Here is a 23,575-nt window from a genome sequence, read left to right on the forward strand (position 1 = left end):
GGGGATGAGCGAGGGCGTGGGCGCGGCGGCGGGGACAGAGGCAGGCGGGGACGTGGACGTACGGGGCACGGTGGCCCCCGGGTTCGAACCGGTCCGGGACGCCTTCGTCCGTAACTTCGAGCAGCGGGGCGAGCGCGGCGCGGCCGTCGCCGTCTACCGGGACGGCCGCAAGGTCGTCGACCTGTGGGCCGGTACGAGAGACGTGGACGGCACCGAACCGTGGGCCGTCGACACCGTCCAGATCGTGCGTTCGGCGGGCAAGGGCATCGCCGCCGCCGTCCCTCTCCTCCTCCACCAGCGCGGCCAGGTGGACCTGGACGCCCCGGTCTCCACGTACTGGCCGGAGTTCAAGGCGAACGGCAAGGAACGCGTCCTGGTCCGCGACCTCCTGGCCCACCGCGCCGGGGTCCCGGCCCTGGACCGCGCCCTCACCCCCGCCGAGGCAGCCGACGGGGTCACCGGTCCCGCGGCCGTCGCCGCGCAGCGCCCGGAGTGGGAGCCGGGCACGGACCACGGCTACCACGCCCAGACGTACAGCTGGCTCATCGGCGAACTGGTCCGCCGCGCCACCGGCCGCACCATCGGCCGCTGGATCGCCGAGGAGATCGCGCGCCCGCTCGGCCTCGACTTCTGGTTCGGACTCCCGGCGGACGAGGCCCACCGCATCGGCCGCATCGGCCCGGTGGAGCCCCCGGCCACCACCACCGCCTCCGGCGCCCTGCGCGTACGCCCCAAGCGCTCGGTGGTCGACGCCTACCGCGACCCGGACTCGCTCACCCGCCGGGCCTTCGGCGCGATCGACCCGCTGCCCGACGAGAACGACGACGCCTACCGTACGGCGGAACTCCCCGCCTCCAACGGCATCGCGACGGCCCGGGGCCTGGCCCACTGCTACGCCGCGATGATCGGCCCGGTCGACGGCCACCGCCGCCTCTTCGCCCCCGCGACCCTCACTCTGGCCCGTACGGAGGAGTCGGCGGGCCCGGACCGGGTCCTCGTCGTCAGCACCCGCTTCGGCCTGGGCTACATGCTGCACGGCCCGGCGGCCCCGCTGCTGGGCCCGGGCTCGTTCGGCCACCCGGGCCGGGGCGGCTCCCTCGGTTTCGCCGACCCCGAATCCGGCATCGCGCTGGGTTACGTCACCAACGGCCTCCAGAAGGGAGTCACCGCCGACCCCCGTGCCCAGGCGCTGGTCAGAGCAGTACGGTCGGCGCTATGACACCACCTCGTTTCGACGGCTACAGCATCCTGATCACCGCCGCCGGCCAGGGCATCGGCGCGGCAACGGCCCACCGCCTGGCGGCGGAAGGCGCCTCGGTCCTCGTCACCGACCTGGACGCCGGGCGCGCCTCCGACACGGCGGCGGCGATACGCGAGGCGGGCGGCACGGCCGACTCCCTGGCCTGCGACGTGGCGGACCGTACGGCGGTGGAGGCGGCGGTGGCGTACGCGGTCGAGACCTTCGGCGGCCTGGACGTCCTGGTCAACAACGCGTACGCGGCAGGCCAGGACGAGCGGCTCTTCGAGGACGAGTCGGACGAGATCTGGGAACGCGACCTGGACATCACCCTCTCCGGCCCCTTCCGCTGCGCCCGCGCCGCGCTGCCGCACCTGGTGGCCTCGGGCCGGGGTGCGATCGTCACCATCGGCTCGGTCAACGGCGAGCAGGACTTCGGCGGCCACGCGTACAGCGCGGCCAAGGCGGGCCTGGCGAGCCTGACCCGTACGCTGGCGGGCCACGCGGGCCCGCGCGGCGTACGGGTCAACCTGGTGGCCCCGGGCACGATCCGCACGGCGGCCTGGTCGGGCCGCGACGCGGAACTGGAGCGAGCCGCCGCGCTCTACCCGCTCGGCCGGGTCGGCACCCCGGAGGACATCGCGTCCGCCGTCGCCTTCCTCGCCTCCTCCGACGCGTCGTGGATCACGGGGACGACGCTGCGGGTGGACGGCGGGATCCTGGCGGTGAACACGGGCTTCCGCCAGGCGATGGCGCAGCCGTAGACCCCTCGTGGCCGGGGGACGGAAATCCCCTGGCCCGGCGTCGCGCACCGGCCCTACCCTCCCCGCATGATCCTCACGTACGGACACACCGACAAGGCGGGCCGCCCCGTCACCCTCCACGAGGTGGACGCGGACAACTGGCGGGCGGTCGCCGACTGCGCCCCCCGCGACGACCAGCGCGACTGGGTCCCGGCCCTGGCCGCCCGCTACCTCGTCCTGACGGCCCGCGAGGACACCTGGAACTCCCTGGCGGTCCTGGCCGGCGACGAGGTGACCGGCCACATCATGTGGGGGAGGGACGAGGACGGCTCGCACTGGGTGGGCGGCATGCTGATCGACGCCGCCCACCAGGCCCGGGGCATCGGCGCAGCCGCCGTACGCACGCTGTCGACGTGGCTTTCGGCCCGTCCCGGCTGCACGGCGGTCCGCCTCTCCTACGCCCCGTCCAACGAGGCCGCCGCCCACCTCTACGCCTCGCTCGGCTTCCGCCCGACGGGGGTGGAGGAGGACGGGGAGGTGGTGGCGGAGTGGGCGGAGAGCTGATCGACGGCATCACCCACTGACGGCCCGCTCGGCGCCTACCGCTCGCTGCTCAGGATCATCAGCAGCTCGGGATCGGGCACGGGGACGAACCCGACCTTCGCGTACAGCTCGTGGGCGTCGACCGTGGCGAGCATCGTCCGCTTGAGTTCGTACGGAGCGAGGTGGTCGCGGACGGCGGTGGCCAGCCGGGCGCCGAGCCCCCGGCCGCGATGCGCGGGCGCCACGTAGACGTCGCAGAGCCAGGCGAAGGTCGCCCGGTCCGTGACGACGCGGGCGTAGGCGACCTGGCCCCCGTCGGGGCCGTAGACGCCGAAGTTGAGCGACCCGCCTATGGACCGCTCGACGGTGGCGCGGCTGCGGCCCAGGGCCCAGAAGGCGTCCGTCGAGAGCCAGTGGTGCACGAGGCCGACGTCGAGGCGGCCGGGGTCGGTGTCGATCGCGTACCCGTCGCCTCGGCCGCTGCCCTTGCTCTTGTCCCTGTTCCCGTCTTCGCCGCGCGTGGTGGTCATGGGCTGAGAGCGTAGTCCTCGCGGCCCGCAGCACGCTCGGTAAGGCCGAGTGACGTCACGCTCAGGCGGCGGCGGCCTGAGCGGGCCCGTGAGCGTTCCGGCAGTCGCGGCAGTGGCCGGGGGTGGGGGCGCGGAAGGCGCGTTCGCAGCCGTCGCAGGTCTGGAACGGGGTTACGGCGATGCGGGGGCGGGCGGGTGCGGCGAGGTCGTCGGCGCCGGGGAGGGGTGGGGGCAGGAGGACGGTGAGGCGGTGTTTGAGGAGTTTGGCGGGGTGGCGGAGGGGCTGGGGCAGGTCGTTGGTGAGGGCGTGGCGGATGGTGTCGGGGTGGGTGTCGCGTTCCAGCCAGGCGGCTACGGCGGGGGCGAGTTGGCGGATGTCGTTCTCGGAGAGGACGAGCTGGGGCGCGTGGCGGCGGAGGTCGCTGAGGAGCGCGGTGGCCGCACGGTCCAGTTCGGCGGTGAGTTCGCGGGGCTGGGGGAGGGGCGGGGACGGCTGCCTGGGTGCGGTGGGCGGCGGGACGAGCGCGACGAAGGGGGCGTGATCCTGCGGCGGGGCGGGCGCTTCCGGTGCCTGCTCCTGCTGTACGTCGGGGAGTGCGGGTGCCTGCGGTGCGGCCGGTTCCGGTGCGGGGGGCTCGGGTGCGGGATCCTGGGCCGGCGGCGGGGTCTGCGGTGCGGCGGGAGGCCGCTGCGGTCGGGCGGCGGCAAATCGGGGTCGTAGCAGGGCCGCTGGCTGGTTGCAGAAGACCGTGCGGGTGACGATCCGGCCGTTGGTCAGGCGGGTGCGGGCCCGTTGGAGGTAGCCGTGGGCTTCCAGTTCGCGGAGGGCGGCGGCGATGAGCTTCTCGCCTTCGGGGAGGCGGGCGGCGAGTGCTTTGATGCCGATCTCGGTGCCCTGGGGGAGCGACTGGATGCGTACGGCGAGGCCCACGGCGACCGTGCTCAGGCCGGCGTGCTGGGCGAGGTGGTTGCCGACGACGGTGAAGCGGTCGGTGTGCCGGATGGCGATGTGGATCACGCCTCGGGCCGGGAGAGGGCCGGGAAGCTCTGTCAGGGCGCGCGCGAGCGCAGTATTCTGCGAGGTATCCATCGGGAAGCTTGCTTCTTCCTTGGTGGTCAGGCCCTCGATCGGGATTCGCAGTCCCGGCCGGGGGCCGACGTATGTCTGAGGTGGTGCTGGCGTGAGCATATGCCTGCCAACCGGTGTGAAATCCAGCTCAGTTGGCAAACCTCACCCGTGTGGGTGACGCGCCCCCGGGGTGCGTCAGGTGCGGGACGGGGTGGGTTGGGTGGGGTTATTTCTGTAGTTCTTCAAGTAGTTGATGTCGCTCGCCACCGCGTCGCGGCCGGGCACGATCCGGTGGGCGGTTTGTGCCGGAATCCGGATCGCGCCCGCGCACGACCCGGTCGGGATCGTCACCGTACGAGGTCGATCTCGGCCCAGACGGTCTTGCGCGGTACGGGCCCAGGGACGACGCCCCAGGGTCCGCCAGGGCCTCCACGATGAGGAGCCCGCGTCCGTTCTCCGCGTGGTCGTCCTCGGGCGCCTTGACGGCACCCGGCCCGGGCGGAACGCTGTCGCCCCGGGTGTCGGTGACCTCGATCCGGAGCCTCTGTCCGCTGACGGCCAGGCTGAGTTGGAAGTCCCGGCCCTGTACGCGGCCGTGGACCGAGGCGTTCGCCGCCAGCTCGCCGACGATCTGTGCGGCCGCCTCCGACGAAAGCCCCCAGGCGCCGAGATGGGCCACGGTGAGCAGCCGGGCGAGCCGGGCGCCTCGGCGGGTGAGGGAGAGCAGGACGCTGAACGTCTGTTCGGTGGAGGGGTGTTGGGTGCGGAGGATTTCTTGGTTCATGTCACTCAGCGTGGCCGCCTCTGCGTACCGTGAACAGTGACGGATCCCTTGCGTACGGTGAGTGTCCGGGGCTTGTCCCGTGTTGTCCTGGCTGTCTGGAGTGACGTGCCGGGAACGGTCGCTGTTGAGGGAAGAACGGCACGCACGTCGGAAGTGGGGCTCGCATGAGCGTGGTTGGCGACGGTATGGAGCGCGGGGACGCCGGGGTGGACGAGCCCGGCTGGGAGGTCGACCCGGACGATGAGCCGGGCGCCGTGGTGGTCGCCGCCGTGGGCCGCCAGATCAAGGCGTGGCGCGAGGCGGCGGGGATGCGGGCGGCGGAGTTCGGGGCGGCGATGGGGTACAGCGAGGACCTCATCTACAAGGTGGAGGGCGGCCGGCGCATCCCACGCCCGGAGTTCATGGACGGCGCGGACGGGGTGCTGGGGGCGGAGGGCAAGCTCGCGGCGATGAAGGCGGACATCGCGGAGGTGCGGTATCCGAAGAAGATCCGGGACCTGGCGAGGTTGGAGGCCAGGGCCGTTGAGCTCGCCGCGTACGGCAGCCACAATCTGCACGGTCTGTTGCAGACGAGGAGTACGCGAGGGCGCTGCTCGGTACGCGACGACCGGTCCTGTCCCCGGACGAGCTGGAGCGTGCTCTGGCCGGACGCATGGCCAGGCAATCCATCTTCAGCCGAACTCCCGCACCCGAACTCAGCTTCGTCCAGGAAAAGGCCTCGTTGCGCCGTCCGATCGGCGGCGTGGCGGTGTGGCGGCGACAGCTCGAAAACCTGCTTCGCCTGGGCGAGTCGCCCTTCGTGGACATCCAGGTGATGCCGACCGCCCGGTGGGACCACCCAGGAACAGGCGGACGGATTCAAGTGCTGAAGTTCGCTGACGGCTCGGCTGTCGGGCGGGCCGATGACGAGTTCGCGGGCAGGCCCATCTCGCACCCGAAGCAACTCCGTATTCTTGAACTGCGGTACGGCATCACCCAGGCTCGGGCTCTCACACCGGAGGAGTCCCAGGCCTTCATCGAGCAAGTGCTGGGAGAGACATGACCTACAGGCCCTCTGTCGGGGAAGCCTCTGAGCTGCGGTGGTTCAAGAGCAGCTACAGCGACAGCAGCAACCCCAACGACTGCGTCGAGGTCGCGACGGCCCCCGACGCTGTGCATGTCCGCGACTCGAAGAACGTGCAGGGCCCCTCCCTCGCCCTCGCCCCCGCCGCGTGGGCGGGTTTCGTCTCGTACGCCGCGGCGCACTGACCTCTCCAGAGGGACATGACGGCGCTCTCCGGGATGGCGGGCCTCTTCGCGGAGCATTTCCTTGAAGTGCCACGAGGCCACCGCTTCGTCCTCCTCATCGAGGAAGCGGTACTCCAACTCCCTCGTCTTCGTCGAGCTGGTCTCCGCCCGGGCCCGCATCACCCGGCCCGGCGCTTCCACCCGTTCCTTGTGGGGAAGTTCGGGTACCCGGGGGTGACGACAGAACCGACGGACGAGCAGGGAGAGCGCCATGGCGAAGACGAAGGCATCTGGCACTACGGGCCCGAAGGCCGCCTCAGCGGCGGGCCGGGCCGCTCGGGGCGGCAAGTCGAAGAGCAGCAGGACGGCCGCTGCGAGCACGTTGTCGCAGACCCCCGGCAAGGCCGGTACGGCCGACACCAAGAGCACCAAGTCCGGGCCGGCGTCCGCCGCGGGCAAGGTCGTACGGTCCAAGAAGCGGTCGAAGTCCGAGAAGAAGGCCGCAGCCAGCGCCTTGGCCCAGTCTCCGACCGCATCGCCGGGCAGGCCCCGCAAGAAGATACTCACCGCCGCCGCCAAGGTGCTGGCCGACAAGAAGTCGACCAAGGCGGAACGTTCCGACGCGGCGAGCACCCTCGCACAGGCTGCGGCGTACGCGCTGAAGTGAAATAGCGCGCACGATCGCGTCTGCGGGCTCGCGAGGGCCGGCGCCGTTTCGGCTACCAGGTGTTGAGGCGCTTGCCCGCGACGTCGGCGAACGCGTTGATCGCAGACCGCAAGGCCTCGTGCTGTGCGTGGGCTTGATCCGGCATCGCCGGGTCCAAGCCTTCGTCAGGGTTCTCGAAGCCGCCCTCAATGCCGGTCAAGGTGACGGCGAGTTCCTGAGCAGCTGCCCGAACAGCCTTGGCGGCCTCGGCGACGCGGGTCGGTCCCTCCAGTTCGACCTGCCGGACAGAGGCCGCCACCGGCTGCGGCATGGCTGCCGAGGAGATGGCACTTCGGTACCGGGCACGCTCATCCCGGTCGGAGTGCGGGAGGCGCGCGTACCCGAGCGCCGTGGCCGTCTCTGCCTCATATGTGTCGGCCGCCTTGAGCAGCGCCACGTATGCCTCGCGCTGGCCCTCGCGGCGTGCGACGTCCAGCGGCCCGAAGTAGGCGCTCCGAGCCGCCCTGGCCGCCCCCATCACCGCCGCCGCCCCACCGAGCAGAGCACCCGCGAGGGCGCTCCCCGCTCCGATCAGCGCTATCACCATCTCGTTACCCATAGGGTCCGATCCTGCCCTCACTCAGCAGGACGGTCCACGGGCGGATCACCAGGTCCGCCCTGACCGTCGCGGTCAGTCCCGGCCTGTCCGGCGGGGCGGGGGCATCAGCTCGTCGTGTGCAGCATCAGTCCGATGCCCACCACCATCAGCCCCGCCGCCGCGATCCTCGGTGCCCCGAAACGCTCCTTGAAGAACAGCGTGCCAATCGCCGCGCCCACGATGATCGAGGACTCCCGCAGCGCCGCGATCGGGGCGAGCGGAGCCCGGGTCTGGGCCCAGAGGACGAGCCCGTACGCGACGACCGAGAGGCCCGCGCCGAGCAGGCCCCGTACCGCGAACGGCCGGAGCTGGGCGGTCAGTTCGGTGCGGCGGCGGTAGTACGCGTACGCCGGGATCGCCAGGCCCTCCAGGATCATCAGCCACGCGACGTAACCGAGCGGTGTGCCGGAGGCCCGTACGCCGACGCCGTCGACCGTCGTGTACCCGGCGATCGCCAGGCCCGTGCCGAGGGCCGCCACGATCGCGGGCCAGTGCGGGCGCTTGCCGGAGCCCCGGATGCCCCAGAGGGCCAGGCCGACCAGGCCGGCCGAGGTCACCGCGACACCCGCCGTCGCCCACGCGTCCGGGCGCTCGCCGACGAAGACCGCCGCCAGGACGGTCACCACGAGCGGGGCCGTGCCCCGGGCGATCGGGTACATCTGGCCGAAGTCGCCGAGGGTGAACGACCGCATCAGCAGCATCATGTACGCCACGTGCAGCACGGCGGAGACCAGGAGGTACGGCCACGCCTCCGCCGCCGGGAGCGGGGCGAAGAGGGCCATCGCCGCGCCGATCAGCAGGCCGCCGCCGGAGATCAGCGTGAAGGAGATCAGCTGGTCCTTGATGGCGTGGGCGATGGCGTTCCAGCTGGCGTGCGTTATCGCGGCGAAGAGGACCGCGAGGGCGACCAGCGGGGTCACTTGGCGGGCTCGCGCACATCCGCAACCGTCGCGCCCGCGTGGGCGATCAGCGTCTTGGGGTCGAGCGGGAAGACCGTGTGCGGGGTGCCCGCCGCCGCCCAGACCACGGCGTGGTCCAGGAGCCGCCGGTCGGCCAGGACGCGGGTGCGGGTCGAGTGGCCGAAGGGCGGTACGCCCCCGATGGCGTACCCGGTCGTCTGCCGGACCAGGTCCGCGTCGGCCCGCTTGACCTTCTGCGCGCCGAGCTCACGCCGTACGAGTTCCACGTCCACCCGCGAGGAGCCGTCCATGAGGACCAGCACTGGGACGCCGTCCGCCGTGAAGACCAGGGACTTGACGATCTCGCTCAGCGCGCAGCCGACCGCCGCCGCGGCCTCGGCCGCCGTACGGGTCGCGTCGGGGAAGCGGCGCACCTCGACCTGGAGGCCCAGCTCGGCCAGCGCCTCGGCGAACCGGGGGTGGGCGAGGGAGACGGGTGCGGTGGAGGGAGACGGCTCGGGGGCGTCGGAGGTGTCGGGAGTGCTCATGGCTGCACGCTAGCGGTCCGTGCATGGTGCATGCGAGGGGGTTCCGGGGGGTGGTCCGGGGGTGGTCACGAGGGGTCCCGGGGGTGGTCCCGCGACCCTTCGCGTGCGCCCCCGCGCCCTTACGCCAGGACATCCGGCCAATCCGGGGGTGGCCCCTGGCCGGATGTGGCGGGTGCGGATCACGGGTTCGGTCCCGCGCGCCACAGTGATAGGGCGATATGTACAGGAAAGTGCGACAAGGGGGAAATCATGTTGCGCATCCATTTCACCGCCCAGGACCTGGAGTACGTCCGCATCGCCCGGAGCTCGGACCCGCTCTGGGAGATCGTGTGCAGCGTCTGCCGCCTCCAGACCGACGAGGGCCGGCTCGCGTTCGGGCCCTGGCGGCGGGCGGTGGCCCCTCTGCTGCGAGGGGGCGGCGGGGGAGGAGGACGAGAAGGCGGAGGCGAGCGAGCAGAGGGCAGCGGGGCCGGCCGTGCGGTGGCGGTCGCGCTGCGCAGTCTGATGCCGTCCGGGCCGTACATCCCCGACTTCCTGACCCCTGCGGTGGACGGCGGTATCGCCGACCTGCGGCAGGGCGTGGACCGGGTGCTGGCGACGCCGCGCAGCCGGTTGCGGCGGGAGTTCACGCTGCTCGCGGAGTCGGGGGCGGGGGCTTTCGTGGGGCCGGGGGCTCGGCCGGTGGCGCGAGCGGCACGGCTTCGGCCGTTCGCGGCGGAGCGGCTCGCACGGGGTGATGCGGAGGCGCTGCGGGCGCTCGGGGGGCTGCTCACGGCGTACGACGCGAAGTTCGTCGCCCCGTACCGACCCTGGATCGACGCGGCGATGGCCTCGGACGTCGCCTGGCGCTCCCGGGAACTCGCGGCAGGCGGCACCCGGGCCCTGCTGGAGACGTTCCGGCCGATGGCCCGGTGGAGCCCGCCCGTACTGGAGGTGACGTACCCGGTTGACCGGGACCTCCACCTGGCCGGGCGCGGCCTGCTCCTGGTGCCGTCGTACTTCTGCTGGCGCAAGCCGATCACGCTGTTCGACGGGGACCTGCTGCCGGTGCTGGTCTACCCGGTGGCGAAGCCGGTCCAGCTGCCCGCAGTCTCGGGCGCCTCGCTCGCCCGGCTGCTGGGCCCGACGCGCGCCGCGCTCCTGTACGAGGTGGCCGCCCGCGGATGCGCCACTACGTCCGAACTGGCCCTCGCCGTGGGCTGCTCGCTCCCCAACACCTGCCAGCAACTGGCGATCCTGCGCGAGGCGGGCCTCGCCGCCTGCCGCAAGGAGGGCCGGTGCGTGCTCCACCACCCGACGCCGCTCGGGCGGCAGTTGCTGGAGGAGAGCGGGGCCGGCTCTTCGGAGCGACCGCTGCCGGTGCCTCGCCCGGCGACGGTTTCACCCTGGTGAAAGGGTGCGGCGCGAGCGGCGGGGTCCCTGCCACGCTTCTGCCATCCGGGCGGCCGGCCTGCGGGAGGGAACGCCGCAGGCCGGCCGCCCGGACAAGACCGGAATCACTCATCCCACAGGGGAGCGCCGGGTCCAGGGGCCCGGTGCAGGGAGGGAAACGACATGCGCAGTTTCGTACGAGCGGCAGTGACGCTCATGCTCACGGCGGGGGCCGTCCTGGCGACGGGAGCGGGGGCGCAGGCCGGCGCGTCCGACACCCAGGACGCCCAGGACACCTACGCGGGATGCCGCTCCGGGTACGTCTGCATCTACCCGGGCGCGTCCTGGAACGGCAACCGGCCGGAGGCGACGTACTTCCGGTACGGCGTCTACAACCTCAACAACCAGACAGGCACCCACCGGGTGTTCAACAACCAGTCGGACGGCGCCACCGTGCAGCTGTGCACGGGGTACGACGGGGTCGGCTGCGGCGAGAAGATGCCGACGTGGACCTTCTGGGACGTGAACCTGACCCCGATCAACTCGATCAGGCTCGCGTCCTAGCTCTGCCCGGGCCGATACCCGGGTGACGTGGGGCGAGGGTCCTCCTACCCTCGCCCCATGGGCATGGGCGAGCAGCTGCTGAACGTCGTCGACGTCGAAGCGACGTGCTGGGAGGGGGAGCCCCCGCACGGCCAGGTGAACGAGATCATCGAGATCGGCCTCACCGTCGTCGACCTGCGCGCGGGGGAGCGGGTGGCGAAGCACCGCCTGCTGGTCCGCCCCGCGCGCTCGGAGGTCAGCCCCTTCTGCGCGGAGCTGACGGGCCTGACGCAGGCAGAGGTGAACGGGGGCCTGACCTTCGCCGAGGCGTGCCGGGCTCTGGCCTCCGAACACCGTACGGGCCATCTACCCTGGGCCAGTTGGGGCGACTACGACCGCAAGCAGTTCACGCTCCAGTGCCGGCGGACGGGCACGGAGTACCCCTTCGGGGAGCGCCACACCAACGCGAAGGCCGTCTTCACCACCGCGTACGGACTCCGCCGCCGCCCAGGCATGGCCCAGGCCCTGGAGCTGGCGGGTCTGCCGCTGGAGGGCCGCCACCACCGGGGCGACGACGACGCGTGGAACATCGCCGCCCTGGTGCTGGACGTGGCGGGGCGGGGTGACTGGCCGGCCGGGTGAGCCGGGCCCGGTGTCCCGTACGCTGTCGGTTCGGGCCTCAGCGCCCCGCGCGCAGCACCTCCGCCACCAGGGGGCCCGCCGCGTCGCCGCCGTGGCCGCCGGACTGGACGACCGCCGCTGCGGCCAGGTCGTTGCTGAAGCCGGTGAACCAGCTGTTCGACGTCTGCCCGTCGACCTCCGCCGAACCGGTCTTGGCGCCCTTGTCGCCGCCGACGGTCGCCATGGATCTGGTGCCGGTGCCCGTGGGGCTGGTCGCGGTGTAGCGCATCATCTGCCGCAGCTGCTCGGCCACACCGGCCGGGAGCGGACGGGCGCCGGCGAACGGCCGGTTGTCCAGCGCGCGGGCGATCAGATACGGCTGCTTGAAGCCGCCGTTCTTCACCGTGGCGGTCACCGACGCCATGTTCAGGGGGCTCATCAGCACCTTCCCCTGACCGATGTACGAGGCCGCGGTCTCGGTCCCCGAGGACTCCGGGATCCTGCCGTCGAAGGAGGGCACACCGGTCTGCCAGTTGTCCTGGCCGAGGCCGAAGTAGTCACGGGCCTCCTGGCCCAGAGCCGTTCCGGCCCGGCCGCCGAGCGGTTTGATCGGCTTGATGAAGGTGCTGTTGCAGGACTGCGCGAAGGCTTCTCGCAACGTGGCGTTGCGGATGGAGAAGTCCTTGAGGTTGTGGAAGGTCACCCCCTCCCACTGGACGGTGGCCGGGCACTCCACCGCGGAGTCGATGCTCCCGAGACCGTTCTGGATGATCATCGCCGCTGTCACGATCTTCATCGTGGAGCCGGGGGCCAACTGGCCGCTCATGGCCGCGTTGTAACCGTCCTTGCGGTTGTTGGCGATGGCGAGGATCGCGCCTGTGGACGGCTGTACCGCCGCCACCGAGGACTCGGCGAAGCGCTTGACCGCCTGCTCGGCCGCGGCCTGGACACCGGCGTCGAGCGACGTCCGTACCTTGCCGGGCTTGCCCTTGGCGAGGGTCAGCAGGTTGATGTCGGCCTGCCCGTCCTCGGCGGGGTCGATCCAGGTCTCGACGCCGGGCGAACCGCCAGCGGATTCACCGTACTTCTGGCGCAGAGTGTCCAGGATCGTGCCCAGGGAGGGGTACTTCTCCTTGGTGAGCACGGTGCCGTTGCGGTCGACGGCTTCGATGGCCGCCGTCGACGACTCGCCCGTCATCAGCGTCGCACCCTCGGTCAACTTCGGATGTACGACGGTGGGTTGCCAGTCGACCAGGGCCTTCCCGGCCGCCAGCCCGCGGACGACGGTGAGCTCGGAGGCGTACGACAGGGGCTTGGCCTTCCCGCCGTAGGAGACGGTGGCCTTGACGGTGTAGGGGACCGTCGTGCCGACGGCCGGCCCCGGGGTGATCTTCACCTTGCCGATGTGGGCGTCCTCGCCGTACGAGGCGAGTACGGGCTCCGCTTCGGCCTCGTTGTTGGTCAGCAGGGCGGCGGTCGCGGCGTCCCCTGCGGCCCAGGCGTCGAAGAAGCTCTTCGACGTCTCCGTTATCTCCTCAGGGCTCGGCGGCCCTGTCTTCACCTCGGGCGTCGCGTTCCGGGAGGCGACCTTGCCGCCGTCCCCGCCCCCGTCGCTCCCGAGCACGCTGTAGGCCCCGTAGCCGATGCCGCCGGCCGCCAGGACGAATACTCCGCCGACCACGGCGACCTTCGCTCCACTGCGCATCTGTGCAGTCCCCCTCCCCAGGAGTGCCCCTGAACACGTTCAAGGGGCAACTGTGAGGAACCCTAAGGGGTTGGTGCGGTGGGTGAGGGTGTTGTTATCGGACCGGAACGCTTGGCTGGAAAGCGCTCTCTGGACGTGCTGTCCGGATGTATCTGCGGAACCAGGCCCTCCGTTGCCGGGAGCGGGCAGCGGGGCTGTCCCGGGCGTGCCGACATCGGCACATGAGGGCGGCCGGCCCCGTCACCTACCCTGCTCATCTGCGGGGCGCGGTGTAGGTCGAGGCGGGGGATGCGGATGTCGAGAGGCGTGGACGGTACGACGAACGCGGGAGCGCCCGGTGCGGACCGGCGGAAGCCGTCCGCGACCACCTTGGGACCGCGTGCGTCCTTGGTGATGTCGCTGGTGCTCGGCCTGCTGCTGGGCGCTTTGTCACTCCTGGTCATGCTCCCGGCGGCCCAGCATCTGCGCTCCCTCCAGGACGGCGAGCGGGCTCAGGCGACGCTGCACACGGCCGGTTCGTGCATGGCCGGCCACTGCCAGGTGAAGTTCGAGGCCGGCGGCCGGACGGTGATCGCGGAACTCCCGGTGGGCAGCGGCGGCGGCAAGCAGTCGGTGGGCGCCTCGCTGGCGGTCCGGTACCAGGCGGACGACCCTCAGGTGGCGGCCCGCGAGGAGGACGTCGGGGGCGGCGGGGCAGCGGTGCTGGCGGCGCTGTCGGGCGGGGCGGCCCTGCTCTTCCTGACGGTGGCGGCCGTGGCAGCGGTCTTCCTGGCTCGTCAGCGGGGGTCCGAAGCTTGATCAACAAGGGCTGGCGGACGGCCTGGGAACAAATTTTCGCCGTGATGAGTGAACGCGGAATTGCCGGGCACTAGGACCAACGCAACGAGGTCCTGGCGACATTCGGAGCCGGGACATACCGGTGGGGTGAACTGAGGCCGTTGTGAAGTTAGGCGCACAAGCGCCTAAAACCGGACTTGACGATGGGAACTGAAAATGATCCTCCTTGGACTTCTTCTGCTTATTATCGGCCTGCTTGTTGGCATGGGCCTGCTGACCACGATCGGCAGTATTCTCATCGTCGTGGGTGTGGTCCTGTGGATCCTGGGTGCGACCGGCCGCGCGGTCGGTGGACGCAAGCACTTCTTCTAACCGTCGGAGTTGTTAGAGGGAGCCAGGAAACCTGTTGACGCAACAGAATCCTGAGCATGCGGGCGGGGCGCCCCTCCACGTACCGATGGGCGGCCGTGGGCTGCGCGGTGCTGGCCGGAGCCATCGGCTGGACCGATGCGCTGGCGGTGGTCGGCCGAGCCGTGGTCAGGGAGGCGTCGTTCGTTCTCGCGGGCAGCGGCGAGGTGTTCGCGGTGGGGACCGGCGGCGTGGGCTGGAAGCCGATGGGCTCATGGACGGCCGACGACGGCATCCGCCCCATCGCGGCCGGGTCGTACGAGCTGAAGTGGGGCCCCAAGGAAGGCACTTTGCTGATCCATGGCTCCAACGCCAACCCCGTGTGGCCCGCTCTGCACGGCCTCAGCTGCGATTGAGCAGCCTCGGCCTCAGGCCCCGGCGCCGCCCGTACTTCCCTGCGCGCATCGGGAACTAGCTGTTGCCTGCCCGCGTCGTGGTGTCCATGGAGCAAAGCGGCAGGACGATGGTCGAGGAGCCGACGTGGGCAGAGCTGTTGGTCACGTTCCTTCTCATGGGGGCCATCCCCGTGGTCATCGGAGGAGCGGCGATCCTGACTCTGGTGGGCCTGACGCTCTGGGCGAGGGCACTGCTACGCCGACGCAAGCACCCCAGCACCGGCGGTGGCTGAAGCCTGAACGCCGCTAAGTCGGACCAGCGGACCTAGCAGTCGTCGGCTACACCCACGTGTCCAGCCACATCCGGTCCCGCCACAAGTCCTCCGGGATCGATGTCCCCGTGTACAGGGGCCAGAAGTAGATGAAGTTCCAGATGATCAGGAGCACCAGCACGCCCGCCGCGATCGCGCCCAGGGTGCGGCGGCGTTCGCCTGTCGGGTCCTTGGAGGTGAGGCCCAGGTCCGCGCGGGCGCCCGTGCCTGCTGCCGGGCCCACGATCGCGCCCAGGAGCATCGTGACCGCCAGGCAGAGGAACGGGACGAACACCACCGCGTAGAAGAGGAAGATCGTGCGCTCCTGGTAGAAGAACCAGGGCACCCAGCCTGCCGCCACGCCGCAGGCGATCGCGCCGGCCCGCCAGTCGCGGCGGAAGAGCCAGCGCCACACCACGTACGCGAGGGCGAAGCACGCCAGCCACCAGAGCAGCGGGGTGCCGATGGCCAGCACCTCGGTGGCGCACTTGCCCGTGGAGGACTCCTTGCAGCCCGCCTGCTCCTCGTAGAAGTAGGAGACGGGGCGGCCCAGGACCAGCCAGCTCCAGGGGTTCGACTCGTACGTGTGGCCCGAGGTCAGGCCGACGTGGAAGTCGTACACCTGGGTCTCGTAGTGCCACAGGCTCCGCAGCCAGTCCGGGAGCCAGCTCCAGGACGAGCCCTTGCCTTCCGTGGCCGCCCAGTTGCGGTAGTAGCCCTTGTCCGTGACGATCCAGCCGGTCCAGGAGACGATGTACGTGACGATCGCCACCGGGACCGTGGAGAAGAACGCGGGGACCAGGTCCCGGCGCAGCACCGCCATGTACGGCCTCGCCGCGCCCGCCGTGCGGCGCGCTCCTACGTCCCACAACACCGTCATCAGGCCGAACGCCGCCAGCACGTACAGGCCGTTCCACTTCGTCGCGAACGCCAGGCCCAGCATCACGCCCGCGCCCAGCCGCCACGGCCGCCAGCCCAGCCGCAGCGTCTCCGCGATCCGGGCGTCCGGGCGCAGCACCCCCTCCTCGTCCACCGGCAGCGCGTCGGCCAGTCGGCGGCGGGAGCGGTCCCGGTCCACCACCAGGCAGCCGAACGCCGCCAGGACGAAGAACATCACGATCAGGTCCAGCAGCGCGGTCCGGCTCATCACGAAGTGCAGCCCGTCCAGCGCGAGCAGCAGCCCCGCCAGGCAGCCCAGGAACGTCGAGCGGAACAGCCGCCGGCCGATCCGGCAGAGGAGCAGGACGGAGATCGTGCCCAGCACCGCCACCATGAACCGCCAGCCGAACGGCGTGAAGCCGAACAGCTGCTCACCGAACCCGATGATCCACTTGCCGACCGGCGGGTGCACCACATAGCCGGGGTCGGTCGGGATCGGGACGGAGGACGGGTCCTTCAGGATCAGCTTGTCGACGTCCTTGGGCCACGAACCCTCGTACCCCTGGTTGACCAGCGCCCACGCGTCCTTCGCGTAATACGTCTCGTCGAATATCACCGCGTTCGGCTGGTCCAGCCGCCAGAAGCGCAGCAGGCCCGCGACCAGGGTGACCAGGAGCGGGCCGCCCCAGGCCGACCAGCGCACCAGCCGGTCCGCCACGTGAGGCGGGATCGCGAGCACCGACCACACCTGCCGGCCCGGCCGCGTCCAGGGCGGGTCCAGCCGGTCGCGGAGAGAGGTCTCCGGGCGCGGGACATGGCCGAAGCGGCGCAGCCGCCGTTGCCAGGACGTCGGCTGTTCGCCGAGCGGGTCCCCGGCGTCTTGGCCCCGCTGGGTCTCGGGTGCGGTACTGGTCACCGCGCCATCGTAGGGAACGCATCTGTGCGAAGGGTGCTGCGCGTGCTGCGAGGATGGCTGATGTGACTGGAACGACTGGAACGCTCGTGCTCGCAGGGACCCCCATCGGTGACGTGGCGGACGCCCCGCCACGCCTGGCCGCCGAACTGGAGCGGGCCGACGTCGTCGCCGCCGAGGACACCCGGCGGCTGCGCCGGCTCACCCAGGCGCTCGGCATCCACACCTCGGGGCGTGTCGTCTCCTACTTCGAGGGGAACGAGTCCGCCCGTACGCCGGAGCTCGTGGAAGCCTTGGTGGGGGGCGCCCGGGTGCTGCTCGTCACGGATGCGGGAATGCCGTCCGTGTCCGACCCGGGCTATCGGCTCGTCGCCGCCGCGGTGGAGAAGGACATTCGCGTCACCGCCGTGCCGGGGCCGAGCGCCGTACTGACCGCCCTGGCCCTCTCCGGGCTGCCCGTCGACCGCTTCTGCTTCGAGGGGTTCCTCCCGCGCAAGGCCGGGGAGCGGCTCTCCAAGCTCCGTGAGAACGCCGACGAGCGGCGCACCATGGTCTTCTTCGAGGCCCCCCACCGGCTCGACGACACCCTCGCCGCCATGACCGAGGTCTTCGGCGCCGAGCGGCGCGCCGCCGTGTGCCGGGAGCTGACCAAGACGTACGAGGAGGTCAAGCGCGGTCCGCTCGGTGAGCTGGCCGTGTGGGCCGAGGACGGCGTACGGGGCGAGATCACCGTCGTCGTGGAAGGTGCCACCGACTCCGGTGACGAGGGGCTGGACGCCGAGGAGCTCGTCCGGCGCGTGCGCGTGAGGGAGGAGGCGGGGGAGCGGCGCAAGGAGGCCATCGCCGCTGTCGCCGCCGCCGCCGGGGTGCCCAAGCGGGAGGTGTTCGACGCGGTGGTGGCCGCCAAGAACGCGGAGAAGGCTCCGCCCAAGCCGTAGCCGTGGCCGTGGCCGTAGCCGTGGCCGTCAGCGTGCTTACGGCGTTTCCGTCAGCAGTCCGTACGCCGTCGCCACGAACGTGTCCGCCCGGTGCACCCGCCTTGTCGCCGTCGCCACCACCGCCAGACCCGTGCCGGGGCGGAAGCCGAGGAACGCCTGCTGGCCCAGGGTCGCTCCGGCATGGAACAGGACCGGGCCGTACGGGGTCGGGTGCTGGAACCACGTCAGCGTGTGGGTGTGCGCGTGGCGCCAGCCCCGCCGCAGCACCGGGCGGGTCACCTCGGTGAGCGCGGCGGCCAGGGTGGGGTCGGTCGGGGAGCCCGAAGCGCCCCCCGCATGAGCCTCCAGGAACGTCAGCAGGTCCAGCGGTGACGAGCGGAGTGCCCCCGCCGCCGTGAAGCCCCCCGTGTCCAGCGCCGGCAGCGGGGTTCCGTCGCGGCGGTGACCCGTCGCGTCGGTGGAGTCCGGGCCAGGGCGCAGCAGCGTGGCCTCCAGGCCCAGCGGGGCCAGCACCTGTTGGTGCAGCAGCACCTCCCACGGGGTTCCGGTGGCGGCGGCCAAGGTGTGGCCGAGGACGGAGACCGCGAAGTTCGAGTAGTGCCAGCGCGTGCCGGGGCGGTGGCGCGGGCGGGCGCGGAGGAAGGCCCGGACCACCCGGTCCGCCGGGTAGTTCCCGTACGGGTCCGTCGACCACCGCGGCACCGCCTGCGGGTAGAAGTCGGCGGGCAGGCCCGGCAGCCCCGAGGTGTGGGTCAGCAGATGGCGCAGCGTGATCCGCCGCACCGCCGGGTGCACCGGGAAGCCCGGGGCCAGCAGGTCCGCCGCCCGGTCCTCGTACCGCACCCTCCCCTGCGCCACCAGCCGGGCCAGCAGCAGCCCCGCGAACGGCTTGGAGGCCGAGCCCAGTTCGTAGTGGAGCTGCTCCCGGGCGACCGGGCCGGCTTCCGCGCTGCCGCCCGTGTGGACCGTACGGACCCCGCCCCGGCTCATCGCGAGCACCACGTCCGGGGCGTCGATCCGGTCGGCCGACTCCGCGAGCAATCTGGCGGTGGCCGAAGAGCCGACAGCCGTCACCGGGGCCGCCGCCGTCACGCCCGTCACCTCCGTCATGCCGGGGCCGTCGCAGGGGCGCTCAGGTCCGACAGCGCCCGGCTCATCGCCAGCGCCGAGGCGAACGCGGCGACCAGCGTCGGGTGGTAGACCAGGTCGAACACCGACTCCTCGTCGCCCTCCGGCATGTCGCCCACCACCGGCATCGCCCCGTCCGGCTGCTGCGCCTGGGCGAACCCCTGCCAGGCCGCCGCGTCCAGCGTGGGGGAGGGCAGGCACGCGTCCACCACCAGCAGTTCGCCCAGCAGGTCCCACCGCTTCAGGTCGAGCCAGTCGTCCAGCCAGGCCGGAAGCCAGAGTTCCAGGTACTCGGCGATGTCGACGGGGAGGTCCGCGGGCTTCTCGCCCCAGTCCGTCAGGTGGAAGACCGTGTGCGTGATGTCGTAGCCGATGTGGCCCTCCACCGTCCACGGCTCGGGCCGTCGCGCCAGCCAGGTGTGCGCCAGCGCCGCAGTCTCCGGAACGCTCGGCTCCACCCCGAACCGCCGCTCGATCGCGCTGAGGCCGAGGCGCCGCACCGGCAGCACCTCCAGCGCCGCCCAGCTGGCCAGGCGGTGGTTGAGGCGGATTGCGGACTCCAGGTCCGGCTGCCGGTAGCCCAGCTCCCGGAACGGTACGTAGACCTCCAGCGGTACCGGCGAGAGCGGTTCGCGCCGCTGGCCCTCCAGCAGCCGGGCCCCGGAGTCCAGCAGCTCGTGCCAGGCGTGGTCCAGCAGCTTGTGCGCGAGCGCGGACTGCTGCGAGCCCGCCACCCCCTCGCGGAAGATGACCTTCCCGATCAGCGCCAGCTCGCCCAGCGGCTTGAACCGGTCCAGCATCCCCGCCTCCGGGGACGGGTCGGCCTCCAGACGGAACCCTTCGCGGTGCTCGTACAGCCAGCCCAGGGCCTTCGCCCCGACGTCGTGGATCTGCTGGATGCCGGTGTTTCCGCTGCTCATGGGGTGTGCCTTTCCCGGCCGGACCTGGACCCGGCCCCGTCCGTCAGCGACCTCAAGGACCTCAAGGACCTCAAGGACAGGGCCGCCGCGAATGCCGTGACGAGGGTGGAGTGGTAGCAGTCGATGAAGGGGTACGGATCCGGCGCCGTGTCCTGCACCGGTACGCCGGTCTCCGGGACGCAGCCCGTCGTGTGCTGGACGTCCGCCAGCACCGGCCACACCGCGTCCAGCAGCTCCAGCGGCGGCGGGCCCGGCAGCGAGGCGCCGACCGCCAGCAGCTCGCCCGTGAGGTCCCACTGGCCGCTCTCCAGACAGCCGTCGGCCCACGCGGGCAGCCAGGTCCGCAGGTACGCGTCCGTCTTCTCCGGCACCCGGTCGGGCATCCGGCCCCAGTCGGTGAGGTGGAAGACGGTGTGGGTCAGCGCGTAGCCGGACGGGCCCTCGAACATCCACGGCTCCGAGAGCCCGCCCAGCCAGGTCCGGGACAGCACCGCGCCCGCGTCGGTGTGGGTCAGGACCCCCACCCGCCGCTCGGAGTTGATCAGCCCGAGCTGCCGGTTGGCGTGCTGCTCGGTGTGGGCCCAGGCGCGGGTCGCGGTGAGCGGGCGGGCCAGGGCCTCGAACCCCTCGTGGCGCAGCCCGTACCCGGCGAAGGCGGCGTAGATCTCGTACGGGTACGCCGCGAAGGGCTCCGTACGCAGCAGTTCCAGGAGCAGGTCGCCCGCGCCGACCTGCTCCCAGGCGTACGTGACGAGGTCCCCGGCCACCTCGTGTTCCGGGGTTCCGGGGGCGGTGGCGGCGCGGACCGTGGAGCAGAGCTGGGCCAGTTCGCCGAGGGGTTTGAGGGTGGCGTTGACCTGGGTGCGGGGGTCCAGGACGTCGTCGGGGAGCGCGAACTCCGCCCGGTGTGCGTCGGTCCAGGCGAGGGCGGTACGCAGGAGGTGCGGGAGGACGGCGAGCGCGGCGCCGGGGGAGGCGTGGCCCCGGGGGGCCTGGCCGGGGTGTGCCTCACGGCGAGGGGCCCGATTCTCCGGGCGCCCCTGGGGCCCTTGCGTCGCGGTCGTCGTCATCGCGCCCTCGCCTCGGCCATCAGCCGGGCCGCCCGGACGTGCAGGGTGACGCGCGGGTCGTGGCCGCCCATCAGCTCGACGAAGTCGAGGCCGCGCTCCAGGCCCAGGGTCGCCGGTTCGCCGCCGATCGCCGCGAGCCAGCGGCCCGCGCCCGCCGCCTGGAGCCAGTCGCGCCGCCGCACCGCGCGGACGAAGCCGCGCGCGAGGTCGACCGCCCGGGCCGCCGCGGCCCGCTGCACGGCCGAGGGCGCGGCCGGTACGGCGAGGGGGGCGAGGACCGAGAGCTGGTGGGTGAAGGACTGCCAGGGCGCCTGCTCCAGCCAGGCGGCGTCGGGCTCCTCGTAGGTTCCGGGGGAAGCCGTGCCGGTCGTGCCTGTCGTGCCCGGGGGCTGCGCCATGCGCTGGAGCGTGGAGATCATGTGCCAGTGGCTCCAGGCCGTGGCGGCCGGAGCGTCGGGCTTGGGCGGGAATTCCCGTACCGCCCGGTCGAGCACGGCGACGTCTCCCGGATGCGGATGACGCCCGTACAGAACACTCGGGAGCAGCAGATCGGCACCGATGACCCGCGCGGCCGCAATTCCGGTCCGGTTCTCCTCGTCGATTCCTGCCGCGCCGCATACCGTGGCGAGGTGGTCCCCGCTCCGAAGAGCGAGGACCACCTCTGTTGCCAGGTCATGCACGGCACCCGCGAGCGGGGACGAAGCATGTGTCTGGTCCATGTTCCGACGTTCAGCCCTTCTTCGGGCGCGGGGTCGGAGGCGAAAGCAGCAGGGCCCCGCCGCCGGCGAGAAGCGCGAGGTAGGCGCACTCGCGGGAGTCGCGGTAGACGCCGTCGATCTCGCCCGGGTTGAGCGCCGTGTCGAGGTCGAGCTCGATGTCGGTGGCAGTGGTGTCCGTGGTGTACATGGGTGCTCCCCATCCTGTGGGAAATCGGGTTGGTGTACGTACCGAGTCACGCTTGACGTACGTTCCGAGTGAAAGGGAGGAATGGGAGCGCCGCAAATCGGGACCGGACATCCGTGGTAATAGGGGATTCAATTGAATGATGAATTCATGCGGCGAATGGGTGATTAGGCGTTGAGAATTCGGGGAATTGTGGGGGGTCGGGTGGGGGTGGTGCGCGGGCGCATTCGCCCCGGGTGGCGGGCGCGTTCGGGGGCGCTCGGTGGTCCGCCGCTCACCCGCTGTCCCGTCCGCCGGTCACGGGCCGGCCTGTCGCGGGCCATGCGGCGGCAAAGGGCGGCAAAAGGAGGCCAAGAACGCATCAACAACGGCTCTGAGCTGGTGCGTCCGCCCCGGCGCGGGTGTCCACTGGAAGGAACGGGCCACCTGCTCGAAACCCTCGGGCGGGCCGGCCTTCCCCGGAGTGCCTGACCGGCGGACAAGAGGAGCGGGTATGAGCGAGATCGCAGCGACCACCGTCCATGAGGCGTACGCCTTCGCCTGCATGCGGTGCGGGTACGGCTGGGAGCAGTCCTACGAGATAGAGCACCACGTGGACGTCCACGGTCACGAGTTCGTCGTCTACAAGGCCGACGGTGAGCGTGTGCCGTCCCCGCTCTCCACGCCCACCTGCGCCAACTGCGACGGGCACGTTGTGCGCATCATGCGGGCGGGCCGGGTGGCCGGTGCGCAGCAGTTCCTGCACACGCCGAAGAGCGCCAAGCGGGCCCCGGAGAAGGTCCCGGCCGCCCGCTCCGCCGACCGCCACTGGCGGCTGTCGGACCTGCTCCACCCCTTCCACCGCAGGTGACGAGGGTGGTGTGACCGGGCCCGGCCCACCGGCGTCGCGCCTCCCCGCGTGAGGACCCCGTCCTCGTACGCCGGTGAACCGGGCCCTCGTAGAGTCGTCCGCATGAGCCGTACCGAAGCCCCGCCGCTGCCCGAACCCCTCCGGGTCCCGGTCGCCGACTCCCACACCCACCTGGACATGCAGGACGCCACCGTCGAGGAGGCCCTCGCCCGGGCCGCCGCGGTGAACGTCACGACGGTGGTCCAGGTGGGCTGCGACGTGGTCGGCTCCCGCTGGGCCGCCGAGACCGCCGCCGCCCACCCCGCCGTCCACGCCTCGGTCGCCCTGCACCCGAACGAGGCCCCGCGCATCGTCCACGGCGACCCGGACGGGACCGCGCGGCAGGGGGCCCGGGAACCCGGCGGCAAGGCGGCGCTGGACGACGCGCTGGCGGAGATCGACGCGCTGGCCGCCCTCGACCATGTGCGCGGGGTCGGCGAGACGGGCCTGGACTTCTTCCGTACGGGCCCCGAGGGCATCGCCGCCCAGGAGGAGTCGTTCCGGGCCCACATCGAGATCGCCAAGCGGCACGGCAAGGCCCTGGTCATCCACGACCGGGACGCGCACGCGGACGTCCTGCGGGTCCTGGCCGACGCGGGCGCGCCCGAGCGGACCGTCTTCCACTGCTACTCCGGCGACGCCGAGATGGCCGAGGTCTGCGCGCGGGCCGGGTACTTCATGTCCTTCGCCGGCAACATGACCTTCAAGAACGCCCAGCCGCTGCGCGACGCGCTCGCCGTCGCCCCCACCGAGCTGGTCCTCGTCGAGACGGACGCGCCCTTCCTCACCCCCGCCCCGTATCGCGGACGGCCCAACGCCCCGTACCTCATCCCGGTCACGCTCCGCGCCATGGCTGCGGTGAAGGGGCTGGACGAGGACACGCTGGCCGCCGCGATCTACGACAACACGGCACGCGCGTTCGACTTCTGAGCGGGGGATGAGCCGGTGATGAGCCGGTGATGAGCCGGGGCGGGCACGCT

Annotated in this window: 27 protein-coding genes and 2 pseudogenes; 15 read left to right on the forward strand and 14 right to left on the reverse strand. The window is 71.9% G+C overall.

What is annotated here, in order from left to right; genetic code table 11:
* Positions 1–52: 52 nt before the first annotated feature.
* From IF17_RS0121860 to IF17_RS0121870, 3 genes are all read left to right on the forward strand, one after another.
* Positions 53–1,219 carry a serine hydrolase domain-containing protein gene (locus tag IF17_RS0121860; RefSeq protein ID WP_030568494.1) on the forward strand — a complete coding sequence of 389 codons (1,167 nt, stop codon included), beginning with the start codon at positions 53–55 and terminating at the stop codon, positions 1,217–1,219.
* On the forward strand, positions 1,216–2,001 hold the full coding sequence (locus tag IF17_RS0121865; RefSeq protein ID WP_030568496.1) for an SDR family NAD(P)-dependent oxidoreductase: 786 nt from the start codon (positions 1,216–1,218) through the stop codon (positions 1,999–2,001). Before IF17_RS0121860 ends, IF17_RS0121865 begins: the two co-directional genes overlap by 4 nt.
* A gap of 66 nt (positions 2,002–2,067) precedes the next feature.
* Complete coding sequence (locus tag IF17_RS0121870) at positions 2,068–2,544, forward strand: GNAT family N-acetyltransferase (protein ID WP_030568498.1); 477 nt, start codon at positions 2,068–2,070, stop codon at positions 2,542–2,544.
* A 35-nt stretch (positions 2,545–2,579) separates the two neighbouring features.
* Here IF17_RS0121870 and IF17_RS0121875 read toward each other — a convergent pair whose 3' ends face one another.
* From IF17_RS0121875 to IF17_RS01000000136625, 4 genes and pseudogenes are all read right to left on the reverse strand, one after another.
* The gene (locus IF17_RS0121875; protein ID WP_030568500.1) at positions 2,580–3,053 is read right to left on the reverse strand and encodes a GNAT family N-acetyltransferase; all 474 of its coding nucleotides are present in this window, start codon (positions 3,051–3,053) and stop codon (positions 2,580–2,582) included.
* A gap of 61 nt (positions 3,054–3,114) precedes the next feature.
* A complete protein-coding gene (locus IF17_RS0121880) occupies positions 3,115–4,143 on the reverse strand; it encodes a hypothetical protein (protein ID WP_030568502.1) in 1,029 nt (342 codons plus the stop codon).
* A gap of 174 nt (positions 4,144–4,317) precedes the next feature.
* On the reverse strand, positions 4,318–4,473 hold the full coding sequence (locus IF17_RS1000000139005; protein ID WP_157851166.1) for a hypothetical protein: 156 nt from the start codon (positions 4,471–4,473) through the stop codon (positions 4,318–4,320).
* Positions 4,470–4,906: pseudogene (locus IF17_RS01000000136625) on the reverse strand (ATP-binding protein). The gene IF17_RS1000000139005 and the pseudogene IF17_RS01000000136625 overlap by 4 nt, the downstream one beginning before the upstream one ends.
* A gap of 164 nt (positions 4,907–5,070) precedes the next feature.
* Between IF17_RS01000000136625 and IF17_RS01000000136630 the strand changes: the two are divergent.
* From IF17_RS01000000136630 to IF17_RS0121900, 3 genes and pseudogenes are all read left to right on the forward strand, one after another.
* Positions 5,071–5,948, forward strand: a pseudogene (locus tag IF17_RS01000000136630) (helix-turn-helix domain-containing protein).
* Positions 5,945–6,154 (forward strand): DUF397 domain-containing protein, encoded by a 210-nt coding sequence (locus IF17_RS0121895; RefSeq protein WP_030568504.1) that lies wholly within the window; start codon positions 5,945–5,947, stop codon positions 6,152–6,154. Before IF17_RS01000000136630 ends, IF17_RS0121895 begins: the two are co-directional and overlap by 4 nt.
* 250 nt (positions 6,155–6,404) lie before the next feature.
* Positions 6,405–6,800: a hypothetical protein gene (locus tag IF17_RS0121900; RefSeq protein ID WP_051884087.1), complete on the forward strand. Its 396-nt coding sequence runs from the start codon at positions 6,405–6,407 to the stop codon at positions 6,798–6,800.
* A 52-nt stretch (positions 6,801–6,852) separates the two neighbouring features.
* On the opposite strand, the gene IF17_RS0121905 is transcribed toward IF17_RS0121900, so the two are convergent.
* The 3 genes from IF17_RS0121905 to IF17_RS0121915 form a co-directional block, all read right to left on the reverse strand.
* The gene (locus tag IF17_RS0121905; protein ID WP_030568508.1) at positions 6,853–7,398 is read right to left on the reverse strand and encodes a hypothetical protein; all 546 of its coding nucleotides are present in this window, start codon (positions 7,396–7,398) and stop codon (positions 6,853–6,855) included.
* Between the two features lie 104 nt (positions 7,399–7,502).
* Positions 7,503–8,357 carry a DMT family transporter gene (locus tag IF17_RS0121910; RefSeq protein WP_030568510.1) on the reverse strand — a complete coding sequence of 285 codons (855 nt, stop codon included), beginning with the start codon at positions 8,355–8,357 and terminating at the stop codon, positions 7,503–7,505.
* Positions 8,354–8,884 carry a YbaK/EbsC family protein gene (locus IF17_RS0121915; protein ID WP_030568513.1) on the reverse strand — a complete coding sequence of 177 codons (531 nt, stop codon included), beginning with the start codon at positions 8,882–8,884 and terminating at the stop codon, positions 8,354–8,356. Before IF17_RS0121915 ends, IF17_RS0121910 begins: the two co-directional genes overlap by 4 nt.
* A 249-nt stretch (positions 8,885–9,133) precedes the next feature.
* On the opposite strand from IF17_RS0121915, the gene IF17_RS0121920 reads away from it, so the two are divergent.
* From IF17_RS0121920 to IF17_RS0121930, 3 genes are all read left to right on the forward strand, one after another.
* Positions 9,134–10,276, forward strand: a complete 1,143-nt coding sequence (locus IF17_RS0121920; protein WP_032772383.1) for an ArsR/SmtB family transcription factor — start codon at positions 9,134–9,136, stop codon at positions 10,274–10,276.
* 162 nt (positions 10,277–10,438) lie between these two features.
* A complete protein-coding gene (locus tag IF17_RS0121925; protein ID WP_030568517.1) occupies positions 10,439–10,819 on the forward strand; it encodes a hypothetical protein in 381 nt (126 codons plus the stop codon).
* A 57-nt stretch (positions 10,820–10,876) separates the two neighbouring features.
* The gene (locus IF17_RS0121930; protein WP_030568519.1) at positions 10,877–11,440 is read left to right on the forward strand and encodes a 3'-5' exonuclease; all 564 of its coding nucleotides are present in this window, start codon (positions 10,877–10,879) and stop codon (positions 11,438–11,440) included.
* A 37-nt stretch (positions 11,441–11,477) separates the two neighbouring features.
* Here IF17_RS0121930 and IF17_RS0121935 read toward each other — a convergent pair whose 3' ends face one another.
* Entirely contained in the window at positions 11,478–13,124 is a 1,647-nt protein-coding gene (locus tag IF17_RS0121935) for a penicillin-binding transpeptidase domain-containing protein (RefSeq protein ID WP_030568521.1), read from the reverse strand.
* A 393-nt stretch (positions 13,125–13,517) separates the two neighbouring features.
* Here IF17_RS0121935 and IF17_RS0121940 point away from each other — a divergent pair, with 393 nt between their 5' ends.
* From IF17_RS0121940 to IF17_RS0121950, 3 genes are all read left to right on the forward strand, one after another.
* Complete coding sequence (locus IF17_RS0121940; RefSeq protein ID WP_063830239.1) at positions 13,518–13,922, forward strand: DUF3592 domain-containing protein; 405 nt, start codon at positions 13,518–13,520, stop codon at positions 13,920–13,922.
* A 195-nt stretch (positions 13,923–14,117) separates the two neighbouring features.
* Positions 14,118–14,273 (forward strand): hypothetical protein, encoded by a 156-nt coding sequence (locus IF17_RS1000000138670; protein ID WP_018515713.1) that lies wholly within the window; start codon positions 14,118–14,120, stop codon positions 14,271–14,273.
* 56 nt (positions 14,274–14,329) lie between these two features.
* Positions 14,330–14,665 (forward strand): hypothetical protein, encoded by a 336-nt coding sequence (locus IF17_RS0121950; RefSeq protein WP_030568525.1) that lies wholly within the window; start codon positions 14,330–14,332, stop codon positions 14,663–14,665.
* Between the two features lie 318 nt (positions 14,666–14,983).
* Here the strand turns inward: IF17_RS0121950 and IF17_RS0121960 are convergent, their stop codons facing one another.
* Positions 14,984–16,750: a dolichyl-phosphate-mannose--protein mannosyltransferase gene (locus tag IF17_RS0121960; RefSeq protein WP_030568529.1), complete on the reverse strand. Its 1,767-nt coding sequence runs from the start codon at positions 16,748–16,750 to the stop codon at positions 14,984–14,986.
* A gap of 53 nt (positions 16,751–16,803) precedes the next feature.
* Between IF17_RS0121960 and rsmI the strand changes: the two genes are divergently transcribed.
* Positions 16,804–17,685: a 16S rRNA (cytidine(1402)-2'-O)-methyltransferase gene (rsmI, locus tag IF17_RS0121965; protein WP_209437776.1), complete on the forward strand. Its 882-nt coding sequence runs from the start codon at positions 16,804–16,806 to the stop codon at positions 17,683–17,685.
* A gap of 36 nt (positions 17,686–17,721) precedes the next feature.
* On the opposite strand, the gene IF17_RS0121970 is transcribed toward rsmI, so the two are convergent.
* The 5 genes from IF17_RS0121970 to IF17_RS1000000139310 are packed head-to-tail and all read right to left on the reverse strand — an operon-like array spanning position 17,722 to position 21,709.
* Positions 17,722–18,795, reverse strand: coding sequence for a serine hydrolase domain-containing protein (locus tag IF17_RS0121970; protein ID WP_030568533.1), 1,074 nt, complete (start codon positions 18,793–18,795; stop codon positions 17,722–17,724).
* Positions 18,792–19,733, reverse strand: a complete 942-nt coding sequence (locus IF17_RS0121975; protein WP_030568535.1) for a DUF6895 family protein — start codon at positions 19,731–19,733, stop codon at positions 18,792–18,794. Before IF17_RS0121975 ends, IF17_RS0121970 begins: the two co-directional genes overlap by 4 nt.
* Positions 19,730–20,803: a DUF6895 family protein gene (locus IF17_RS0121980; protein ID WP_030568536.1), complete on the reverse strand. Its 1,074-nt coding sequence runs from the start codon at positions 20,801–20,803 to the stop codon at positions 19,730–19,732. The genes IF17_RS0121975 and IF17_RS0121980 overlap by 4 nt, the downstream gene beginning before the upstream one ends.
* Positions 20,800–21,522, reverse strand: coding sequence for a hypothetical protein (locus tag IF17_RS0121985; protein ID WP_026242148.1), 723 nt, complete (start codon positions 21,520–21,522; stop codon positions 20,800–20,802). The genes IF17_RS0121980 and IF17_RS0121985 overlap by 4 nt, the downstream gene beginning before the upstream one ends.
* 10 nt (positions 21,523–21,532) lie before the next feature.
* The gene (locus IF17_RS1000000139310) at positions 21,533–21,709 is read right to left on the reverse strand and encodes a hypothetical protein (protein WP_015609087.1); all 177 of its coding nucleotides are present in this window, start codon (positions 21,707–21,709) and stop codon (positions 21,533–21,535) included.
* A gap of 490 nt (positions 21,710–22,199) precedes the next feature.
* Between IF17_RS1000000139310 and IF17_RS0121995 the strand changes: the two genes are divergently transcribed.
* Together IF17_RS0121995 and IF17_RS0122000 are read left to right on the forward strand one after the other, a co-directional pair.
* A complete protein-coding gene (locus IF17_RS0121995; RefSeq protein ID WP_018515703.1) occupies positions 22,200–22,556 on the forward strand; it encodes a hypothetical protein in 357 nt (118 codons plus the stop codon).
* Between the two features lie 102 nt (positions 22,557–22,658).
* Positions 22,659–23,525, forward strand: coding sequence for a TatD family hydrolase (locus IF17_RS0122000; protein ID WP_030568539.1), 867 nt, complete (start codon positions 22,659–22,661; stop codon positions 23,523–23,525).
* Positions 23,526–23,575 lie beyond the last annotated feature (50 nt).

Origin of the sequence: Streptomyces cyaneofuscatus, from assembly GCF_000718135.1 — a bacterium.
Classification (GTDB): Bacteria; Actinomycetota; Actinomycetes; order Streptomycetales; family Streptomycetaceae; genus Streptomyces; species Streptomyces cyaneofuscatus.

Bases quoted from the DNA above. Each gene is read 5' to 3' on its own strand.
- IF17_RS0121980 (WP_030568536.1), bottom strand. From the start codon at position 20,803: ATGACGACGACCGCGACGCAAGGGCCCCAGGGGCGCCCGGAGAATCGG.
- IF17_RS0122000 (WP_030568539.1), top strand. From the start codon at position 22,659: ATGAGCCGTACCGAAGCCCCGCCGCTGCCCGAACCCCTCCGGGTCCCG.
- rsmI (WP_209437776.1), top strand. From the start codon at position 16,804: ATGGCTGATGTGACTGGAACGACTGGAACGCTCGTGCTCGCAGGGACC.
- IF17_RS0121925 (WP_030568517.1), top strand. From the start codon at position 10,439: ATGCGCAGTTTCGTACGAGCGGCAGTGACGCTCATGCTCACGGCGGGG.
- IF17_RS0121875 (WP_030568500.1), bottom strand. From the start codon at position 3,053: ATGACCACCACGCGCGGCGAAGACGGGAACAGGGACAAGAGCAAGGGC.
- IF17_RS0121935 (WP_030568521.1), bottom strand. From the start codon at position 13,124: ATGCGCAGTGGAGCGAAGGTCGCCGTGGTCGGCGGAGTATTCGTCCTG.
- IF17_RS0121940 (WP_063830239.1), top strand. From the start codon at position 13,518: ATGTCGCTGGTGCTCGGCCTGCTGCTGGGCGCTTTGTCACTCCTGGTC.
- IF17_RS0121905 (WP_030568508.1), bottom strand. From the start codon at position 7,398: ATGGGTAACGAGATGGTGATAGCGCTGATCGGAGCGGGGAGCGCCCTC.
- IF17_RS0121930 (WP_030568519.1), top strand. From the start codon at position 10,877: ATGGGCATGGGCGAGCAGCTGCTGAACGTCGTCGACGTCGAAGCGACG.
- IF17_RS1000000138670 (WP_018515713.1), top strand. From the start codon at position 14,118: ATGATCCTCCTTGGACTTCTTCTGCTTATTATCGGCCTGCTTGTTGGC.
- IF17_RS1000000139310 (WP_015609087.1), bottom strand. From the start codon at position 21,709: ATGTACACCACGGACACCACTGCCACCGACATCGAGCTCGACCTCGAC.
- IF17_RS0121920 (WP_032772383.1), top strand. From the start codon at position 9,134: ATGTTGCGCATCCATTTCACCGCCCAGGACCTGGAGTACGTCCGCATC.
- IF17_RS0121895 (WP_030568504.1), top strand. From the start codon at position 5,945: ATGACCTACAGGCCCTCTGTCGGGGAAGCCTCTGAGCTGCGGTGGTTC.
- IF17_RS0121900 (WP_051884087.1), top strand. From the start codon at position 6,405: ATGGCGAAGACGAAGGCATCTGGCACTACGGGCCCGAAGGCCGCCTCA.
- IF17_RS0121970 (WP_030568533.1), bottom strand. From the start codon at position 18,795: ATGACGGAGGTGACGGGCGTGACGGCGGCGGCCCCGGTGACGGCTGTC.
- IF17_RS0121985 (WP_026242148.1), bottom strand. From the start codon at position 21,522: ATGGACCAGACACATGCTTCGTCCCCGCTCGCGGGTGCCGTGCATGAC.
- IF17_RS0121950 (WP_030568525.1), top strand. From the start codon at position 14,330: ATGCGGGCGGGGCGCCCCTCCACGTACCGATGGGCGGCCGTGGGCTGC.
- IF17_RS0121880 (WP_030568502.1), bottom strand. From the start codon at position 4,143: ATGGATACCTCGCAGAATACTGCGCTCGCGCGCGCCCTGACAGAGCTT.
- IF17_RS0121975 (WP_030568535.1), bottom strand. From the start codon at position 19,733: ATGAGCAGCGGAAACACCGGCATCCAGCAGATCCACGACGTCGGGGCG.
- IF17_RS0121915 (WP_030568513.1), bottom strand. From the start codon at position 8,884: ATGAGCACTCCCGACACCTCCGACGCCCCCGAGCCGTCTCCCTCCACC.
- IF17_RS0121995 (WP_018515703.1), top strand. From the start codon at position 22,200: ATGAGCGAGATCGCAGCGACCACCGTCCATGAGGCGTACGCCTTCGCC.
- IF17_RS0121865 (WP_030568496.1), top strand. From the start codon at position 1,216: ATGACACCACCTCGTTTCGACGGCTACAGCATCCTGATCACCGCCGCC.
- IF17_RS0121870 (WP_030568498.1), top strand. From the start codon at position 2,068: ATGATCCTCACGTACGGACACACCGACAAGGCGGGCCGCCCCGTCACC.